General features: G+C 69.8%; 14 protein-coding genes and 1 other RNA gene. 14 read left to right on the forward strand and 1 reads right to left on the reverse strand.

Annotated features, from left to right (window positions below):
- Positions 1 to 70: 70 nt before the first annotated feature.
- Entirely contained in the window at positions 71 to 2992 is a 2922-nt protein-coding gene (locus ACIOSY_RS09595) for a hypothetical protein (RefSeq protein WP_400852545.1), read from the reverse strand.
- 50 nt (positions 2993 to 3042) lie between these two features.
- Between ACIOSY_RS09595 and ffs the strand changes: the two genes are divergently transcribed.
- The 14 genes from ffs (at position 3043) to ACIOSY_RS09665 (ending at position 20068) form a co-directional block, all read left to right on the forward strand.
- Positions 3043 to 3139: signal recognition particle sRNA small type (ffs, locus tag ACIOSY_RS09600), an RNA gene on the forward strand.
- 41 nt (positions 3140 to 3180) lie between these two features.
- Entirely contained in the window at positions 3181 to 3777 is a 597-nt protein-coding gene (locus tag ACIOSY_RS09605) for a rhomboid family intramembrane serine protease (protein WP_400852547.1), read from the forward strand.
- A gap of 116 nt (positions 3778 to 3893) precedes the next feature.
- Positions 3894 to 4460: a hypothetical protein gene (locus ACIOSY_RS09610; protein ID WP_400852549.1), complete on the forward strand. Its 567-nt coding sequence runs from the start codon at positions 3894 to 3896 to the stop codon at positions 4458 to 4460.
- A 57-nt stretch (positions 4461 to 4517) separates the two neighbouring features.
- On the forward strand, positions 4518 to 6635 hold the full coding sequence (pta, locus tag ACIOSY_RS09615; protein WP_400852551.1) for a phosphate acetyltransferase: 2118 nt from the start codon (positions 4518 to 4520) through the stop codon (positions 6633 to 6635).
- Positions 6632 to 7852, forward strand: a complete 1221-nt coding sequence (locus ACIOSY_RS09620) for an acetate/propionate family kinase (protein WP_400852553.1) — start codon at positions 6632 to 6634, stop codon at positions 7850 to 7852. Before pta ends, ACIOSY_RS09620 begins: the two co-directional genes overlap by 4 nt.
- Positions 7853 to 7956: 104 nt before the next feature.
- Positions 7957 to 8715 carry an HAD family hydrolase gene (locus ACIOSY_RS09625; RefSeq protein ID WP_400852555.1) on the forward strand — a complete coding sequence of 253 codons (759 nt, stop codon included), beginning with the start codon at positions 7957 to 7959 and terminating at the stop codon, positions 8713 to 8715.
- Positions 8712 to 11219, forward strand: a complete 2508-nt coding sequence (locus ACIOSY_RS09630) for a glycoside hydrolase family 65 protein (RefSeq protein WP_400852557.1) — start codon at positions 8712 to 8714, stop codon at positions 11217 to 11219. The genes ACIOSY_RS09625 and ACIOSY_RS09630 overlap by 4 nt, the downstream gene beginning before the upstream one ends.
- A 163-nt stretch (positions 11220 to 11382) precedes the next feature.
- Entirely contained in the window at positions 11383 to 13731 is a 2349-nt protein-coding gene (locus ACIOSY_RS09635; RefSeq protein ID WP_400852559.1) for a DNA polymerase III subunit gamma and tau, read from the forward strand.
- Positions 13731 to 14324, forward strand: coding sequence for a recombination mediator RecR (recR, locus tag ACIOSY_RS09640; RefSeq protein ID WP_400852561.1), 594 nt, complete (start codon positions 13731 to 13733; stop codon positions 14322 to 14324). Before ACIOSY_RS09635 ends, recR begins: the two co-directional genes overlap by 1 nt.
- A gap of 19 nt (positions 14325 to 14343) precedes the next feature.
- Positions 14344 to 15264 (forward strand): DMT family transporter, encoded by a 921-nt coding sequence (locus ACIOSY_RS09645; protein ID WP_400852563.1) that lies wholly within the window; start codon positions 14344 to 14346, stop codon positions 15262 to 15264.
- Positions 15265 to 15360: 96 nt separating this feature from the next.
- Positions 15361 to 16641, forward strand: coding sequence for an aspartate kinase (locus ACIOSY_RS09650; RefSeq protein WP_400852565.1), 1281 nt, complete (start codon positions 15361 to 15363; stop codon positions 16639 to 16641).
- 130 nt (positions 16642 to 16771) lie between these two features.
- Positions 16772 to 17836 (forward strand): aspartate-semialdehyde dehydrogenase, encoded by a 1065-nt coding sequence (locus tag ACIOSY_RS09655; protein ID WP_400852567.1) that lies wholly within the window; start codon positions 16772 to 16774, stop codon positions 17834 to 17836.
- A 135-nt stretch (positions 17837 to 17971) separates the two neighbouring features.
- A complete protein-coding gene (locus ACIOSY_RS09660) occupies positions 17972 to 19441 on the forward strand; it encodes a malate:quinone oxidoreductase (RefSeq protein ID WP_400852569.1) in 1470 nt (489 codons plus the stop codon).
- A 9-nt stretch (positions 19442 to 19450) separates the two neighbouring features.
- Complete coding sequence (locus tag ACIOSY_RS09665) at positions 19451 to 20068, forward strand: thymidine kinase (RefSeq protein ID WP_400852571.1); 618 nt, start codon at positions 19451 to 19453, stop codon at positions 20066 to 20068.
- Positions 20069 to 20181 lie beyond the last annotated feature (113 nt).

A 20181-nucleotide genomic window follows, 5' to 3' on the forward strand; every position in this document is an offset into this window, starting at 1 on the left:
CGGCGCGGCAGTGCGCGTTACTCGATCGTAACCGTCGGGCTGGCGCGGCGGGCTGGCAGATGTCTGTGCTTCATCCCCAGACGCGCGCGCGGGGTTCGGCGGCATCCAGACGCCCCTCGCTGCTGCGCGCGACGCGCAGCAGCGCCAGGCCCTGAACCCCCTGCAGTTCATGCAGGGTGCAGGTGCCGACCAGCTGCTGCCAGTGCTGCTGCAACCGCTCCGCGTCTCCACGACGGCGGGCGATCAGGCGCGGGACGGGCAGCAGGGTGCGCCCGGGGGAGAGGCGGTCGGCGAGCCGCTCGAACACCCGCAGGCGCGGGGCCCCGCCGCGGTCGATCCGCAGCAGGAACCGGGGCGTGCGCACCGCGGCGAACATCTCCTCCACGGCATCCGTCACGAGCCGGCGGTCGTGGGCCGTGCCTCCGAGCTCGATCCGCACCCGGGTGGGATCGCCCGCGTCCTGCCGCGCCACGATCGCGGATTCGTCGAGGGGTCCGATACGGCCGGCATCGTGCAGCGTGCGGGCCACGGCCACGGCGGCCGCGCGATAGGTGTCGGCGGGGCGAGCGCGGTCGCGCAGAGCACGCACGAGCAGCGGCGCGGTCGAGATCAGGCCCGCGAGTGCGCCGCCCGCCGCCGCGAGGGCGAGCCCGGCGAGCGGATGCACCGTGATCCCCTGACCGGCCAGGACCGCGAGCAGGATGCCGGTGCCGACGAGCCCCATCGCCACGGCGCCCGCCCCGTCGGTGCGCGCGGCCTGCGAGGTGCGCAGCAGGGGGGAGCGCCGCGTATGACGCACGGTGATCGCGTCGCGCTCGCGCGCGACGTACGGCTCACCGATCCGCCACTGCGCGCGGGTGGTGGAGCGCGCGGGCCAGGTCTCGCGGAGGATCGCGTCGATCCGGCCGATCGAGGCATCCGGTGCCTTGTCGAGCACCCCTTCGAACGCGTCCGCGGCGGGCATGGGCAGGACGTGACCCAGACCGCTCACGATGCGTCCCCGTCCATCGGCGTCGAGCCCCCACAGATGCGAGTGCTTGCGGCGCAGCCGGTTCGGTTCGCTCGCGTCGTCGAGAGCGACATCGGCGGGGATCAGGCAGGCGACCGACCAGTTGTGCGCGACCTTCTCGGGCCAGGCCGGATCGAGTCGCAGCGTGCGTCCGCGCAGCTGCTGCGTGGCCGACGACGTCGACACCGCGGTGAGGTCGATGAGGGTGTTCACCGCCGGGCAGTCCCATCCCTCGCCGAGCAGGCCGCGGGTGCCGATCAGCAGGCGCACCTCTCCGCGCCGGATGAGTTCCGAGACCGCGGCGACGATCCGCCCGCTGCCGACGCCGCGCACGCGCAGTTCGCGCGTCGCGCCGATGCGCTCGTCGATGTCGACCTGCGTATCGAGGAGCCCCGCGAGGGCGACCGCGAGAGTCTCGGCATCCGCGGCGCGCACCCGCAGGTGCTCGGCCGTGAGCAGCACGGGCCGCAGCGCGTGCAGCACGGGGTCGGTGGCGAGCACGTCGAAGGTGCGCAGGGCGCCGGCCGCGGCATCCGCTCGCCCGCCACGGCGATTGCCGTGCGTCACGAAGTCGGTGACGACCACGGCGCGGATGCGCTCGCCGTCTGCGGCGGCGAGCTCGCGGTGCAAGATCTCGGCGGCCGCGTGGTCCTTGGACTCCGAGTACGCGAGTGTCGTCTCGATCGGGTTGCGTCCGCGGCGCAGGCCCCGATCCGTGAGCAGATATCCGAAGTCGGCCAGCGATCGGCGCACGTAGTCCCACTGCTTCTTCGCCGACGGGTCGGGGAGCAGCACGGTCTGGGCGAAACGCACGAGCACGGTGAGCAGGTCGTCGGTCGTGCAGCGGTCGAGCAGAACGGGCGGGATCGCTGTGACGAGCGGATGCCCCGGCACCACCTCGCGGAGCACCACCGCGCACGATCGTGTCAGGGCGAAGTCGGCGGAGAAGGCCCGATCGATGCGGGCGAGCGCGTCTTCGGGGGCGCCGTCCGCTGCCTCGCCGCTGTCGGACGCCGGCTGCAGCTGACCCTCGAGGTACGCGATGCCGTCGGCCGTCGACAGCACGTCGAGGATCATGTCGTGCAGCAGCGCCTCGTGACGACGGATGAACCCCGCCTCGGCCGGGGTGGGCTCGGCGAGGAGCACATGATCGCGGTAGGGAGCCAGATGCCCCTCTTTCACGACGGCGGGGGCGGGCACCTCGTAGTCGACCTCGCCGAGCAGCTGGCTGTAGTTCTCGAACTCGGTCTCGTCGTCGGGCGAGGGCAGGGTGGCGGTCAGGCCGATGAGCAGCGGCTCGACCCCCGTCTCGCGGATGCGCGCGGCGAGATAGGCGACGACCAGAGCCCAGTGGTCGAGCAGGTGGTGGCATTCGTCGAGCACGACGGTGCGCACGCCGGCGGCGACCAGCCGATCCATCAGCGCGACCGCGTTGGGGTGCAGCACCCGGGCGAGCTCGGCAGGATTGCGCTGCGCGAACCGGGAGCGCAGCCGACGGGTGCGACGGCGGATGCCCGCGCGGTACTGCTCCGCGTTGTCGACAGAGAGCGTCGCGAGCCAGGTCGCGGCATCCGATTCGGTGCGGCCCGACGCGACGAGTTCCTCGACCCAGACGACCCGGGCGAGGTCGTCGAACGGCGAACCGTCGCCGGTCACGCTCAACAGTTGATAGGTGAGCGCGGTGAGGTCGCCGATTCGGGAGGGGTCATCGGACACCGCGCCCGCATCGGGGGCGAGGGCGGCTGCCGTGCGCACCCACTGCTGACGGATCGTGACGGTGGGAGCGAGGACCAGCGTGCGGTGCCCCTCGCGTGCGGCGAGCAGAAGCCCCAGGAGGGTCTTTCCGGCGCCCGGAGGCGCGACGATGTGCAGCGGCCCCGGCTGCCCCGCCGGGAGACGCTCGAGAACATCGGCCTGGTACGTCCGCAGAGCTCCGGTGTACTGCCACGCGCCGAGAGGGGTGGGAGGGGTCTGCGGCGCCATGATCCCCTCAGTCTGTCAAAAGCACGGTCGGAGGATCGGTTAGACTGATCCACGGCTCTCCGCGTGGCGGCATCCAGGCCAATTCCCCCAGGGCGGAAACGCAGCAAGGGTAACCGGGCTCTGCTGGGTGCGCGGAGAGTCACTTTTCTTTTCAGCCTCTTCCGGGGCTGCCCTGCGAGGATCGTGACGTGACCACCCCCGCCGTTCCTCCGCGTCAGCACGCTCTCGCCCGGTTCGCCTCGCCCGTTCTCCTGCTGCTCGCGATGTGGGTCATCCAGCTCGCCGATGCCGTGCTGCCCGGCTCGTTCTCGGGCTTCGGCGTGCGCTCGTGGGATCTCGCGGGCCTCGGCGGCATCGTGCTCGGCCCCTTGCTGCACGCGAGCTGGACGCACCTGATCGCCAACTCCGTGCCCTTCCTGGTGCTCGGACTGCTCGTCGCGGTCGAGGGCACTCGTCGCTTCTGGACCGTCACCGTCATCGTCGCCGTCGTCGGCGGGCTCGGCACGTGGATCTTCAACGCGCCCGGCACTCTGACCGTCGGGGCATCCGGCCTCGTCTTCGGCTACTTCGGATACACCGTCATGCGCGTCTTCGCGCCGGGCCGGGTGGCGCATCGTGTGCTCTACGCCGTCATCGCCCTCGTCGTCATCGCCGTCTACGGCGGGTCGATGCTCGCGGGCGTCTTCGGCGTGAGCAGCGGCGTCTCGTGGCAGGCGCACCTGTTCGGTGCGGTCGGCGGCGCGCTCGCCGCGTTCATCGGCACCCGCCCGGGTCGATCGGAGTGAGCGGGCCGCGAGCCGGATCGCGCGCGGCCCCGAAACGGCGCACGAAGAGGCGCAGGCCGTCAGCTCAACGACGCAAGCCCGGCGTGCGGGCCCGCGCCGCACGTCGCAAGAAGCGGATGCTCCTGCTGAAGCGCATCCTCGTCTCGGTCGCCGCGGTGGGGGTGTTCGTGGGGCTGGCCGTGCTCATCCCGCTGGGCCTGGCGCACGAGAAGCCCCTGGCGATCTGCGCGAGTGACCCGCGCACCTTCCCGAGTGCCGGCATCGAGGGCTGGCGCGGGGAGCAGCTCGAAAACGCGGCCACGATCATGCAGACGGCATCCGCTCTCGGATTCGCCCGCGACGGGCAGATCCTCGGCGTCATGACCGCGATGGGCGAGAGCAGCCTGCACAACATCGACTACGGCGACTGGGAGACGCGCGGCTTCACCAACCCGGACGGGTCGCGCACGACGAGCATCGGACTCTTCCAGCAGCAGGAATGGTGGGGGAGCGTCGAGGAGCGGATGGACCCCGCCACGGCCGCGCGCCTCTTCTACGAGCGCCTCGGACGCGTGCCCGACTGGGCGTCGCTCGACGCGTCGCTGGCCATCCACCGGGTGCAGATCAACAGCGACCCCGGGTACTACTCGCGCTTCTCGGATGACGCCACCGCGGTCGTCGATGCGCTCTCGGCCCCCTGCTGACGATTTCCTCCGGCCGTCTCTGAGGCTTCCCAGGTGAGGGACGCCTAAGCTGAAGGCGTGGCGCGGAGCATCTACATCACCTCGGCCGAAGGCCATACCGGAAAATCGACGATCGCCCTCGGCGTGCTCGATGCGCTCATGCGGGTGAGTCCCCGCGTCGGAGTGTTCCGGCCGATCGCGCGCTCGGTGACCGAGCGCGACGAGATCCTCGAGCTGCTGCTCGCCCACGATGGCGTGCACCTCGACTACGACGACTGCATCGGCGTGACCTACGACGACGTGCGCGACGACCCCGATCGCGCACTCTCGACGATCGTCGCGCGGTTCAAGGCGGTCGAAGCCCAGTGCGACGCCGTCGTGATCATCGGCAGCGACTACACCGATGTCGCGAGCCCGGCCGAACTCGGCGTCAACGCCCGGATCGCCGCGAACCTCGGAGCCCCGGTGCTGCTCGTGCTCAGCGGACGCGACCAGCAGCGCCAGGCCGAGCAGCTCGGCACCACGACCGCGCGCGTTCCCGGCGCCGTCGGACAGATCGCCGCGCTCGCGCTGACCGAGCTCGACCAGGAACGCGCCGAACTCTTCGCCGTGATCGTGAACCGCGCCGATCCCGATGCGCTCGACGGCATCATCGACGCCGTGCACGCGGTGCGGCCCGAGAAGAGCACCCCGGTGTGGGCCATCCCCGAAGACCGCACCCTCGTGGCGCCGTCGATCCGCGGCATCCTCGCCGCCGTCGACGGCCGACTGATCAAGGGCGACGAAGGCCGCCTCGCCCGCGAAGCGCTCTCGATCGTCGTCGCCGGCATGTCGATGGTCAATGTTCTGCCGCGCATCACCGAGGAGTCGGTCGTGGTCATTCCCGCCGACCGCACCGAGGTGCTGCTGGCGACCCTGCTCGCCGATGCCTCGGGAACCTTCCCTCGCGTGAGCGGCATCATCCTGAACGGCCCGTTCCCCCTGCCCGAGCCGATCGTGCAGCTGCTCGACGGCTTCACCTCGACGGTGCCGATCATCGCCACCGATCTGGGCACTTATGACACGGCGGTGCGCGTGATGGGAGCGCGCGGCCGGATCGCCGCCGACTCGCGTCGCCGCTACGACCGTGCGCTCGGGCTGTTCCAGACCCACGTCGACATCACCGAGCTCGCCACGCAGCTCGGCCTCGCCGAATCCCGGGTGGTCACGCCGTTGATGTTCGAGTACGGCCTGATCGAGCGGGCGCGTGCCGACCGACGCCGCATCGTCCTCCCCGAAGGAGGGGACGACCGCATCCTGCGTGCCGCAGCGACTCTGCTCGCCCGCGAGGTGGCCGATCTGACGATCCTCGGCGACGAGGCCGCCGTGCGCGCGCGGGCCACGGAGCTCGGCGTCGACATCGCAGCCGCCCAGGTGATCAGCCCCACCGACCCCGAGTACGTGGCGCGCTTCGCGGAGGAATACGCACGCCTGCGCGCCCACAAGGGCATCACGGTCGCCCAGGCGGCGGACACCGTCACGGATGTGTCGTACTTCGGCACGATGATGGTGCATCTCGGTCTCGCCGACGGCATGGTCTCGGGTGCGGCGCACACGACCGCGCACACCATCCGCCCGTCGTTCGAGATCATCAAGACGAAGCCCGGGGTGAACGTCGTCTCGAGCGTGTTCCTCATGGCGCTCGCCGATCGCGTGCTCGTCTACGGCGACTGCGCGGTGATCCCCGATCCGACCGCCGAGCAACTGGCGGACATCGCGATCTCGTCGGCCGCCACCGCCCGCCAGTTCGGCATCGACCCGCGCGTGGCGATGCTCTCGTACTCGACGGGGGAGTCGGGCTCCGGCGCCGACGTCGACAAGGTGCGCGAGGCCACCGCGCTCGTGCGCGAACGCGCTCCCGAGCTGCTCGTCGAGGGACCGATCCAGTACGACGCCGCCGCCGATGCCGCGGTCGCCAAGGCCAAGCTCCCCGACTCCGCCGTCGCGGGCCGCGCCACCGTCTTCGTCTTCCCCGATCTGAACACCGGCAACAACACCTACAAGGCCGTCCAGCGCTCCGCGGGCGCGGTGGCCATCGGACCGGTGCTGCAGGGCCTCAACAAGCCGATCAACGACCTCTCGCGGGGAGCATTGGTGGACGACATCGTCAACACCGTCGCGATAACCGCGATCCAAGCCCAGGGAAGTGCGGAATGAGCGCGATCCTCGTCATCAACAGCGGCTCGTCGTCGCTGAAGTACAGCCTTCTCGACATCGAGAACGAGAACGAGTTGGCCGCGGGGCTCATCGAACGCATCGGGCAGGGCATGAGCACCGCCAGCCACACGGTGCGCCCGCAGACCGATGCGGATGCCGTGCCCACCATGCTCGAGGCGACGTACAGCGATGAGCGGGAGATCGCCGATCATCACGCGGCGTTCGCCGTGATGCTCGAGCAGTTCGCCGAGCACGGCCCGTCGCTCGCCGAGCATCCGCCCGTCGCCGTCGGGCACCGCGTCGTGCACGGCGGGGCGCGCTTCTTCGCGCCGACGCTCATCGACCCCGACGTCGAGCGCCAGATCGAAGAGCTCTCGGTGCTGGCCCCGCTGCACAATCCCGCCAACCTCGCCGGCATCCTCGCGGCGAAGGCCGTCTTCCGCGGTGTGCCGCACGTCGCGGTCTTCGACACGGCGTTCCACCAGACGCTTCCCCCCGCCGCCTACACGTACGCCATCGACAGCGAACTGGCGAAGCAACACCGCGTACGCCGATACGGGTTCCACGGCACGAGCCACCAGTTCGTCAGCGAGTCCGCCGCCGCGTACCTCGGGCGGGACATCGCCGACCTGCGGCAGATCGTCTTCCACCTCGGCAACGGGGCCTCGGCCACCGCGATCGACGGCGGGCGCTCGGTCGAGACGTCGATGGGACTCACCCCGCTCGAGGGCCTGGTGATGGGCACCCGCTCCGGCGATCTCGATCCGGCCGCACTCGTGCACCTCTCGCGCCGGGCGGGGCTGTCGATCAACGATCTCGACGCGTTGCTGAACACCCGCAGCGGCCTCAAGGGTCTCGCCGGCCGCAGCGACATGCGCGACATCCTCGCGGGCGTCGAGGCGGGCGAAGAGGCGGCCACTCTTGCCTTCGACGTCTACGTGCACCGCCTGCGCGGCTACGCCGGCGCGTACATCGCCCAGCTCGGCGGCGTCGACGTCATCTCGTTCACCGCGGGCGTCGGCGAGAACGCGGCCCGGGTGCGGTCCGAGGCGATGGCCACGCTCGGTTTCGCGGGCGTCGAGATCGACCAGGAGCGCAACAGCGCGCGCGGTCGCGGCATCCGCACCATTTCGACGGATGCCTCGTCGGTGACCGTTCTCGTGGTGCCCACGAACGAGGAATTGCAGATCGCCCGGCAGACCGCTGCGCTGCTCTGAGGACACTCGAATCTGAGGGGTTACCGGTCGGCGCCGTGCGGCACTACGCTGTCATGGTGGCACGGAGGAGTGCCGAAACCCTCGACCTTCTCCTGGAGGCTTCTGTGCCGGAATCCCTGCCCGATCTGCTCGCTGCAGAAGGGGTGCTGTTCGACCTCGACGGGGTCCTCACTCCCACGGCAGAGGTGCACATGCGCGCCTGGAAAGCCGTCTTCGACGACGTCTTCACCCGCTGGGGCATCGAGCCGGCGTACACCGACGCCGACTACTTCGACTACGTCGACGGCAAGAAGCGCTACGACGGTGTTGCGAGCCTGCTGCGCAACCGCAATGTCGAGGTGCCCTTCGGCGCGGTCGACGACCCGCCCGAGGCCGAGACCATCTGCGGAATCGGCAACCGCAAGAACGCCGCCTTCGCCGCCGAACTGCGTCGCGACGGGATCGCGCCGTACCCGGGATCGCTCGCGCTCGTCGAGCGCTTGCACGCCGCAGGGGTTCCGCTCGGCGTCGTGTCGAGCTCGAAGAACGCCGAAGAGGTGCTCGCCGCCGCCGGCATCCGCTCGTTCTTCCGCATCGTCGTCGACGGCGTCGTCGCCGAGCGCGACGGACTGGCGTCGAAGCCGGCGCCCGACATGTTCCGGCAGGGCGCCATCGCCCTCGGTGTCGACCCCGCGCTGAGCGTCGCCGTCGAAGACGCCACCTCGGGTGCGGCATCCGCCGCCGCCGCCGGCTACGCCCACGTCGTCGGGGTCGATCGGGGCACCGGGGCAGACGCCCTGCGCGCCGCCGGCGCCACCGTCGTCGTCGACGACCTCGACCGCTTCCTTTCCACCACCCAGACCGCCACCTCGGAGACCGCATGATCGATCGCGACCGCTTCCCCGTCGACCCCTGGCGTCTCATCGAGACGCGTTACTCGGAGGAGGGCGTCGGCGAGACGCTGTTCTCGGTCGGCAACGGCTACCTGGGTCTCCGGGGAAACCACATCGAAGGCCGCGGTGCGCACGAGCACGGCACCTTTATCAACGGACTGCACGAGACCTGGCCGATCCGCCATGCCGAGCAGGCGTACGGCTTCGCCGAGGTAGGTCAGACGATCGTCAACGCGCCCGACGCGAAGGTCATGCGCGTCTACGTCGACGACGAGCCGATCTCGTTCGACGAGGCGGATGTGCGCGAGTACCGCCGCACGCTCGACATGCGAACCGGCGTGCTCGAGCGTCTCGTGGTGTGGGAGACGCCGTCGGGCAAGCGCGTTCGTATGCGCGACGAGCGCATCGTCAGCTTCGAGGAGCGCCACCTGGCGATCCTCCGTCTCGAGGTCGTCGTCGAGAACTCCGATGCCCCCGTCACGATCAGCTGCCAGATGATCAACCGCCAGGACGGCGCCGGCGTCTACGCGGGCACCCCGGCCGCCGCGCAGAAGGCCGGATTCGACCCGCGCAAGGCCGAGAAGATCGCCGACCGGGTGCTCGAGCCGGGCGAGCACTGGCAGGACGGCATGCGCTCCGCGCTGTCGTACCGTGTAGCGGCCTCGGGCATGACCGTCGCCGTCGTCGCCGACCACATCGTCGAGACCGAGAACGAGTACAGCGCGCGCGCCCTCGTCGAGTCCGACATCGCGAAGAACGTGTTCCGCGTGCAGGCCAAGGCCGGTGTGCCGATCACGGTCACCAAGCTCGTCAGCTACCACACCTCGCGCGGCGTGCCCCCGCGGGAGCTCGTCGACCGCTGCCGCCGTTCGCTCGACCGCGTGGCCGTCGAGGGCGTCGAGACGCAGTTCCGTCGCCAGGCGGACTGGCTCGCCGCGTTCTGGGAGCGCAGCGACGTGCAGATCGGCGGTCACGACGACCTGCAGCAGGCGACCCGCTGGTGCCTCCTGCAGCTCGCGCAGGCATCCGCCCGCGCCGACGGCACCGGAGTCCCCGCGAAGGGCGTCTCGGGTTCGGGCTACAGCGGCCACTACTTCTGGGACACCGAGATCTACGTGCTCCCGTTCCTCACGTACACCTCGCCGCAGTGGGCGCGCAACGCGCTCCGTGCCCGCGTGCTCATGCTCCCGGCCGCGCGTCGTCGGGCAGGGCAACTCAACGAGGCGGGGGCGCTGTTCCCCTGGCGCACCATCAACGGCGAAGAGGCCTCGGCCTACTACGCCGCCGGCACCGCGCAGTACCACATCAACGCCGACGTCAGCTTCGCCCTCGGCAAGTACGTGCGGGCGACCGGAGACGAGGCGTTCCTGCGTCGCGAAGGAGCTGACGTCGCGGTCGAGACCGCACGTCTGTGGGCGACGCTCGGGTTCTGGCGTTCGTCGCGGGTGGTCGAGGAGATCGGTGACGGCGACGGCATCCAGACCTTCCACATCCACGGAGTCACCGGACCCGACGAGTACACGACCGTCGTCAACGACAACCTGTACACGAACGTGATGGCGCGCTACAACCTGCGCTTCGCGTCGGAGGTCGTCCGCGAGATCCGCGAGCAGTACCCCGCCGACTACGCCGACCTCGTCGAGCGCACCGGGCTCTCCGAGGGTGAGGCCGAGTCGTGGGAGCGCGCCGCGGAGGCGATGTTCATCCCGTACAGCGAGGGCCTCGGCATCCACCCGCAGGACTCGCTCTTCCTCGAGCGCGAGGTGTGGGATCTCGCGCACACCCCGGCGACGCAGCGTCCGCTGCTGCTGCACTTCCACCCGCTGGTGATCTACCGGTTCCAGGTGCTGAAGCAGGCGGATGTCGTGCTGGCACTGTTCCTGCAGGGCAACCACTTCTCGCCGGAGGAGAAGCGCGCCGACTTCGACTACTACGACCCGCTGACCACGGGCGACTCGACGCTCTCGGCGGTCGTGCAGTCGATCCTCGCGGCCGAGGTCGGCTACCAGGATCTGGCGCTGTCGTACTTCGAGCAGTCGATCTTCGTCGACCTCCACGACCTGCACCACAACGCCGCCGACGGCGTGCACGTGGCGTCGGCAGGTGGCGTCTGGACCGCGCTCGTCTGCGGCTTCGGCGGCATGCGCGACTACGAGGGCGAGCTCAGCTTCGACCCGCGTCTTCCCGCCGACTGGCCGTCGCTGTCGTTCCCGCTGCAGTGGCAGGACTCGGCGCTGCAGATCACCGTCACCACCGATGAACTGCGTGTGAAGGTGCGCGTGGGGGAGCCGGTGCCGTTCACGGTGCGCGGCGAGGCGTTCATCGCGACGACCGACGACGAGGTCGTCGTGCCGCTCGCCGATCAGGGACCGCTGATCCCGGGTCGTCCGTCGCTGCGCAAGTTCGCCGAGGCCCGCCGTGAAGACGGCACCCGGTTGTCGGCATCCGTCCCCGTGATCACGACGTCGATCCCCATCATCGAGCCGATCGACTGACGCCTCGCGTCCTGTTCCCCGAGCCACCCCTCCGCGGGCGAGCCACCCCTCCGGTGCCGCACGCAGAGGGGTGGCTCGCATTTGTCGGGGTGTCTCGGCATCCCCGATCGATCGGATGCGCCGCGCCCACCGCAACGTCCGTGGCACGCCGTAGGCTGTTGAGGTGACCACAGCCCTCTACCGCCGCTATCGCCCCGAGACGTTCGGCGAGATGATCGGGCAGTCCCAGGTGACCGACCCGCTGATGACCGCGCTGCGCGGTGACCGCGTCGGCCATGCCTACCTCTTCTCCGGCCCGCGCGGGTGCGGCAAGACGACGTCGGCGCGCATCCTCGCCCGCTGCCTCAACTGCGCCGAAGGCCCCACCGACGTGCCCTGCGGCACCTGCCCGAGCTGCGTCGAGCTGTCGCGCGCCGGCGGAGGCTCGCTCGACGTGGTCGAGATCGACGCCGCGAGCCACAACGGCGTCGACGACGCCCGCGACCTGCGCGAGCGCGCCACGTTCGCGCCGAGCCGCGACCGGTTCAAGATCTTCATCCTCGACGAGGCGCACATGGTCACCCCGCAGGGGTTCAACGCGCTGCTCAAGCTCGTCGAAGAGCCGCCCGAGCACGTCAAGTTCATCTTCGCGACCACCGAGCCCGAGAAGGTGCTCGGCACCATCCGCTCGCGCACCCATCACTACCCGTTCCGGCTGGTGCCGCCCGCGGCCATGCTCGAGTACGTCGAGAAGCTGTGCACCGAAGAGGGCGTCGTCGTCGAGCAGGGCGTGCTTCCGCTCGTCGTGCGCGCGGGCGGCGGCTCGCCGCGTGACACGCTGTCGCTGCTCGACCAGCTCATCGCGGGAAGCGAGTCCCCGGCCGGATCCGAGACGGTCACGGTCGCCTACGAGCGAGCGGTCGCGCTGCTCGGCTACACGCACGCCACTCTTCTCGACGAGATCGTCGAGGCGCTCGCGATCGCCGATGCCGCGACGGCGTTCCCGGCGATCGATCGTGTCGTGCAGACGGGGCAAGACCCGCGACGATTCGTCGACGACCTGCTCGAGCGACTGCGCGACCTCATCGTCATCGCCGCCGTGGGCAACGGTGCGTCGGCGGTTCTCCGCGGCATCGCCGAAGACGAGCTCGAGCGCATGCGCACTCAGGCCGCCGCATTCGGGGCGACCCGTCTGTCGCGCACGGCGGACATCGTCAGCGCGGCCCTCGACGACATGTCCGGAGCCACGTCTCCCCGCCTTCACCTCGAACTCATGATCGCGCGCGTGCTGGCCGGCGGAAGAGCGGATGCCGCGGCCGCCGTCGCCGCGCCCGCCGCAGCTCCTGCGGCCGAGCGTGCACAGGCGCCGCAGCGCCCGGCTGCCGAGCCTGCGCCTGCTGCAGCTCCTGCCGCAGCCGCAGCACCTGCACCTGCGGCTGCGACACCGATCGCCGTGCCGGAGCCCGCTACGGCGGCTTCGGCGACGGCAGAGAGTGCTGTCGCTGAACCGGTTGCCGCGCCTGCCGGCCCTGAGCCCACCAGCGCCGCGCCTGCCAGCTCTGAGCCGGTGAGCGCCGCGCCCGCCAGATCTGAACCCACCAGCGCCGCGCCATCCGGCCCGGTCACTCTCGACCGCATCACCGCCGTCTGGCCGGCGGTGCTCACGCGACTCGAGAGCCTCAGCCGTTCGTCCTGGATCATCGTCACGGCGGTGCAGCCGCTCGCGTACGACACCGACTCCGAGGTGCTCACGATCGGATTCGCGAGCCAGCACGACGTCGCGAAGTTCAAGGGCCCGACGCCCGGCCCCGGGCCCTCCGACCACCTCCGCACCGCGCTCGAGGCCGAGGTCGGCGTGCGGGTGAAGTACCGCCCGGCGCCGCTTCCCGCCGCCGGTGCACCGCGGTCGGGCGGAGCATCCGATCGTCCTGCGTCCGACGCGCCTTCGGCATCCTTAGCAGCAGCGTCGTCCTCCGCGTCGCCGCCGGGCGGTTCCGCCAGCGCCGGCACTGCTGCGGCGCCCGCCGCGGCGCGCCCCCAGGCCCGCGGAGCATCCGCGCCGGCCGTCACGGAGTGGGCGGTCGCCTCGATCCCCACGGCCGAAGAACCGCCGGCGTCGAGCGCGCCCGAGTCGCCGCTGCCCGTCGACGATGAGCCCGAAGAGGTCGAGGCCGCGGCATCCGCTCCGGTACCGCCGTCCGACGGGGGGATCGACCCCGAGGTGCCGCCCCTGCCGGGTGACGACGAGGCGCCGTACCCCGACGACGAGCCTCCCTACGATCCGTCGTACGAACCGCCGGCCGGGCCCCCCGCGCCGCGGTCTTCCCCAGCTGCCGTCGCGCCCGCAGCGCGTGCCGCTGCTCCCTCGGCTGCTCCCGCCGTCCGAGCACCTGCCGCTCCCGCCCCGCGTGTCACCGAGCGTGCACCCGCCGTCGGAGGCGTGCAGCGCTACGGAGAAGCTGTGATCCGCCAGGTGCTCGGCGCGACGTTCGTGCGCGAAGAGCCCTATGAGCCCCCCACGAGGTTCGCCTGATGTACGACGGAATCGTCCAAGAACTGATCGATGAATTCGGCCGCCTTCCCGGCATCGGCCCCAAGTCGGCGCAGCGCATCACCTTCCACATCCTCCAGACGCCGACGTTCGACGTCGCGCGTCTGTCCGAGCTGCTGAGCGACATCCGCACGCGCGTGCGCTTCTGCGAGATCTGCGGCAACGTCGCCGAGCAGGAGAAGTGCGCGATCTGCCGTGACCCGCGCCGCAACCAGGCGCTCATCTGCGTCGTCGAAGACGCCAAAGACGTGGCCGCCATCGAGCGGACTCGAGAGTTCCGGGGTCTCTATCACGTGCTCGGCGGCGCGATCAGCCCGATCGCCGGCATCGGCCCCGACGATCTGCGCATCGCCCAGCTCATGACGCGCCTCGGCGATGGCACCGTGCAAGAGGTGATCCTCGCGACGAACCCGAACCTCGAGGGCGAGGCGACGGCGAGCTATCTCAGCCGCTACCTCACCACCATGCAGATCACCGTCTCGCGGCTGGCCTCGGGGCTGCCCGTCGGCGGCGACCTCGAATACGCCGACGAGGTCACTCTCGGTCGCGCCTTCGAGGGGCGGCGCGTGCTGTGACCGTGCCCGTGATGCGTCGATGAACGCGCCCGCCGGATTCTCGAAGCGCGGCTGGTTGCTCTTCGGGGCGATGGCTCTGCTGTGGGGCGTGCCGTACCTGTTCATCAGCATCGCCGTCGAATCGATCTCGCCGCCGGCCATCGTCGCCGGTCGTACGCTCATCGCCGCGCTTCTCCTGCTGCCGTTCGCGCTCCGCAGCGGCGCTCTGCGCGCCGCGCTGAAGCACTGGCCGTGGATCCTCGCGTTCGGCGCGGTCGAGATGGCGGGCCCGTTCCTGCTGCTCGGGCACGCAGAGCTGACGCTGCCTTCGGGCATGACCGGCCTGCTCGTGGCGACGGTGCCGCTGTTCGCGGCGCTGATCGCCCTGAGCGGTGGCGACCGCGGAGTGCTCCGACCGGCCCGTTCGATCGGACTGCTGGTGGGCTTCGTGGGCGTGGCGATCGTGGTGGCAGGCCCCGGGCTGTTCGGGGGAGAGGTCAGCCTCTTCGCCGCGGGCGAGGTGCTGCTGGTCGCGGTGCTGTACGCGATCGCTCCCTTCATCGTGGCGCGCAAACTCGCCGATGTGCCCTCGCTCGGCACGATCACCCTCTCCCTGCTGATGATCGGCATCTTCTACCTGCCGATCGGGGTGCTGACGCAGCACGAGGTTCCCACACTGCCGTCGATGTTCGCGCTGCTGGCCCTCGCTGTCATCTGCACGGCCGTGGCATTCCTCGCGTTCTTCGCCCTGATCCGCGAGGTGGGCCCGGTGCGTGCACCGCTGTTCACCTACGTGAACCCGATCGTCGCGATCGTGCTGGGCGCGATCGTCCTCTCCGAGCCGCTCACTCCGGGTCTGCTGATCGGCTTCCCGCTCGTGATCATCGGATGCTGGTTCGCGGGTACCGGCGGGCGACTGCGGCCCCCGGCATCCGCTCTTCCCCCGCCCGCGCCGCTCTGACGCGACGCCCGGCATCCGTCACATGCGCAACGGCGCATATGGCGCGATCGTAGAATGAGCGGTGGGCGGATCCGCCCGACATCCCCGGGAGTGAACGTGGCCCTCATCGTGCAGAAGTACGGCGGCTCCTCTGTCGCCGACGCAGAGAGCATCAAGCGCGTCGCCAAGCGCATCGTCGATACGCGTCGTGCCGGTCACGACGTCGTCGTGGCGGTCAGCGCGATGGGCGACACGACGGATGAGCTCCTCGACCTCGCGAACGAGGTCGCGCCGATCCCCGCGCCGCGTGAGCTCGACATGCTGCTCTCCAGCGGAGAGCGCATCTCGATGGCGCTCCTCGCGATGGCCATCCACTCGATGGGGTTCGAGGCGCGCTCGTTCACGGGCAGCCAGGCCGGCATGATCACCGACTCGCAGCACGGCGCGGCGCGCATCGTCGATGTCACCCCGATCCGCCTGCGCGAAGCCCTCGACGAGGGCGCGATCGTCATCGTCGCCGGGTTCCAGGGCTTCAACCGCGACACCCGCGACATCACGACGCTGGGCCGTGGAGGATCCGACACCACCGCGGTCGCTCTCGCCGCGGCGCTCAAGGCCGACGTCTGCGAGATCTACAGCGATGTCGACGGTATCTTCACCTCCGACCCGCGCATGATCCCGTCGGCGCAGAAGCTCGACCACGTGTCGAGCGAGGAGATGCTCGAGCTCGCCGCGAACGGCGCGAAGGTGCTCTACATCCGCGCCGTCGAATACGCACGCCGCCACGGCGTCCTGATCCACGCCCGGTCGTCGTTCTCGTCGGCCGAGGGTACGTATGTGTTGGGCGAGGGTATGAAGAACCCCCGCGAAGTCGAGGGAGCAGTCATGGAAGAACCGATCGTCGCCGGTGTCGCCACCGACCTCAGCCAGGCCAAGATCACCGTTGCCGGTGTTCCCGATGTGCCGGGCAAGGCGGCCGAGATCTTCAAGATCGTGGCGAAGTCCGGAGCGAACGTCGACATGATCGTGCAGAACGTGTCGGCCACCGGTCGCACCGACATCTCGTTCACGGTTCCCAAGGCCGATGCGGCGGCGGCGCTGAAGGCCCTCGCCGGCGAGCAGACCGAGGTCGGCTTCCACAACCTCGTGCACGACGACCAGATCGGCAAGCTCTCGGTCGTGGGCGCGGGCATGCGCACGCACTCGGGCGTCTCGGCGGTGCTGTTCGAGGCGCTGTCGGCCGGCGGCATCAACATCGAGATGATCTCGACCTCCGAGATCCGCATCTCGGTCGTGCTGCGCGGCAGCGACCTCGCCGAGGCCGCGCGCACGGTGCACACCGCCTACGGTCTCGACGGCGACTCCGAAGCCGTCGTGCACGGCGGCACCGGCCGCTGAGACGGCGCCCGACCCCTCGGCGGGGCGATAGACTCGCCGAAACCCTGACATCGGCGCCAGGCGTGGCATCCACACCCTGACGCCGCGCCCTGCGCCTCGTACGCTGTACCGCACGACGCCAAGGAACATCATGACCCGCATCTCCGACTCAGGACTCTCCATCGCCATCGTGGGCGCCACCGGACAGGTGGGCACCGTGATGCGCGAGATTCTCGAGGAGCGCTCCTTCCCGATCCGCGAGCTGCGCCTGTTCTCGTCGTCGCGCTCGGCCGGCACGGCCATCGAGTTCGGCGGCACGACGGTCATCGTCGAAGACGTCGACAAGGCCGACGCCGCGGGCATCGACATCGCCCTCTTCTCCGCCGGAGCCACCGCCAGCCGTGCCTACGCCCCGCTGTTCGCCGCCGCCGGTGCGGTCGTCGTCGACAACTCCAGCGCTTGGCGCATGGACCCCGAGGTTCCGCTCGTGGTCAGCGAGGTCAACCCGCACGCGATCGACGATCGCCCCAAGGGCATTATCGCGAACCCGAACTGCACCACCATGGCGGCGATGCCGGTGCTCAAGGCGCTGCACGCCGAGGCCGGGCTCGAGCGACTCATCGTCTCGACGTACCAGGCGGTCTCCGGCTCCGGCCTTGCCGGTGCGCAGGAGCTGCTCGGCCAGGTCGAGGGCGTTCTCGCCCAGGGCGACACCCTGCGCCTCGTGCACGACGGTTCGTCGATCGACTTCCCCGAGCCCGAGAAGTACGTCGCACCGATCGCCTTCGACGTGATCCCCTTCGCCGGCAACCTGGTCGACGACGGCGACAACGAGACCGATGAAGAGAAGAAGCTCCGCAACGAGAGCCGCAAGATCCTCGAACTGCCCGACCTCCGGGTCGCCGGCACCTGCGTGCGCGTGCCGGTCTTCACCGGCCACTCGCTCTCGATCCACGCCGAGTTCGCCCGTGACATCACACCCGCCCGTGCCACCGAGCTACTCTCCGCGGCACCCGGTGTGGTGCTCGAAGAGGTGCCGACGCCCCTGCAGGCCGCCGGCAAGGACCCGAGCTTCGTCGGTCGTATCCGCGCCGATCAGTCCGCCCCCGAGGGCAAGGGACTCGTGCTGTTCGTCAGCAACGACAACCTTCGCAAGGGCGCCGCGCTGAACGCCGTGCAGATCGCCGAGGTCCTCGCGGAGCGCCTCGGCGCCTGAGGGGAACCCGGACGGGCATTTGCAGAGTCATATCCGGAGAGTCATAGCCGGACCGCATCCCCGCGATGCGGATCCGGTCTGACCGGACGTGCCCCGGTGGTCTGCTCGGTCGCGCCCGCGAACTAGACTGTCGTGGTGACCGAAACAGTCGATGTCGTCCTGATCGGCGGTGGCATCATGAGCGCCACCCTGGGTACTTTGCTGCATGAATTGCAGCCGGAGTGGAAGATCGTCGCCTTCGAGCGACTCTCGGATGTCGCCCAGGAGAGCTCGAACCCGTGGAACAACGCGGGTACGGGCCACGCCGCCCTCTGCGAGCTGAACTACATGCCCCAGGGCAATGGCCCTCTCGACCCTGCCAAGGCTGTCTCGATCAACGAGCAGTTCCAGCAGAGTCGTCAGTTCTGGTCGTCGCTCGTCGAGAAGGGCGTGCTCGACGAGCCCTCGACGTTCATCAACGCCACCCCGCACATGACGTTCGTGCGCGGCGAGAAAGATGTCGCGTACCTCAAGGACCGCTACGAGGTGCTCAAGAAGCAGCCGCTGTTCGCGGGCATCGAGTACAGCGAAGACTCCCGCGTGATCAATCAGTGGGCGCCGCTGCTCATGCAGAAGCGCCGCAAGGGCGAGCCGTTCGCGGCGACGCGCGTGCCAGCCGGCACCGACGTGGACTTCGGGGCGCTCACCCACCAGCTCTTCGGACACCTGACGAAGTCCGGGGTCGACCTGCGCACCAACCACGAGGTCCGCTCGCTGAAGAAGCAGAAGGACGGCACCTGGCTGGTGACGTACCGCAACAGCATCGGGCACACCCCCAACCAAGTGAAGGCGAAGTTCGTGTTCGTCGGTGCCGGTGGCTGGGCGCTCAAGCTGCTGCAACGCTCGGGCATCCCCGAGATCAAGGGTTACGGCGTCTTCCCGATCGGCGGACAGTTCCTGAAGACGAGCAACCCGAAGATCGTCGAGCAGCACAAGGCGAAGGTGTACTCGCAGGCCTCCGTCGGCGCACCGCCCATGTCGGTGCCGCACCTCGACACCCGCGTGGTCGACGGCGAGGCCTCGCTCATGTTCGGTCCGTTCGCGACCTTCAGCCCGAAGTTCCTCAAGAACGGTTCGATGTTCGACATCGTCAGCCAGGTGCGGCCCCACAACCTGTGGCCGATGCTGCGGGTCGCGTTCGCGAATCCCGACCTGATCACCTATCTCGTCGGCGAGCTCATGAAGAACCACCGCAAGAAGGTCGACAGCCTGCGCACGTTCATGCCGACCGCGAAGGACGAGGACTGGACGCTCATCGATGCGGGCCAGCGTGCGCAGGTCATGAAGAAGGATGCCAAGAAGGGCGGCATCCTGCAGTTCGGCACCGAGGTCGTGGCCGCGGGCGACGGCTCGATCGCGGGTCTTCTCGGCGCATCGCCGGGTGCCTCGACGGCCGTGCCGATCATGCTCACCCTGCTGAAGACCTGCTTCCCCGATGACTACAAGAGCTGGGAGCCGCACCTGCGCGAGCTGATCCCGACGTTCGGCGAGCAGCTGAACACCGACCCCGCTCTTGCGCAGAAGTCGACGGAAGCCACGGCGGCGACTCTCGGCATCAACGTCTGAGTCCGCACCGTGGCGAAGCTCTACTTCCGCTACGGCGCGATGAACTCGGGAAAATCCACCGCTCTGCTGCAGGCCGCGTACAACTACGAGGAGCGCGGCCAGCAGGTGCTGTTGGCGAAGCCCGCGATCGACACCAAGGGCGCCTCCGAGATCGCGAGTCGTCTCGGCATGACGCGCGAGGTCGACTTCCTCATCGCGCCCGACGACGACGCGCGGGCGCTGTTCGCGGCGCACCGGCAGAAGTCCGCCCACGGCATCGCGTGTCTGCTGATCGACGAGGCCCAGTTCCTCACCCCCGCGCAGGTCGACGACCTGTTCCGCATCGCGGTGGAGGCGGGCATCCCGGTGATCGCCTACGGCATCCGCAATGACTTCCTCACCCACGCCTTCCCCGGCTCTGCGCGTCTGCTGGCGATCGCGCACTCGCTCGAAGAGCTCAAGACCATCTGCCGCTGCGGTCGTAAGGCGGTGTTCAACGGTCGAGTGATCGGCGGACGCTTCGTCTTCGACGGTGACCAGGTCGCGATCGATGAGGGGGCCGACGGGGCGGGCGCTCCCGAGGTCACGACATATGAATCGCTCTGCGGCACCTGCTACCTCGAAGAGTCCGGCGGACGCCTGGGCTGAGAGTCCGTACACCGCTGTTCCCTGTGGGGAACGGGTGTTTCGTGCACCCTGTTTGCGTGGTCTGACCACACGTCGTAGAGTGTGGTCAGACCACAACGAACGACGCAGGGTCG

Source organism: Microbacterium sp. NPDC087665, assembly GCF_044743285.1.
Lineage (GTDB): Bacteria > Actinomycetota > Actinomycetes > Actinomycetales > Microbacteriaceae > Microbacterium.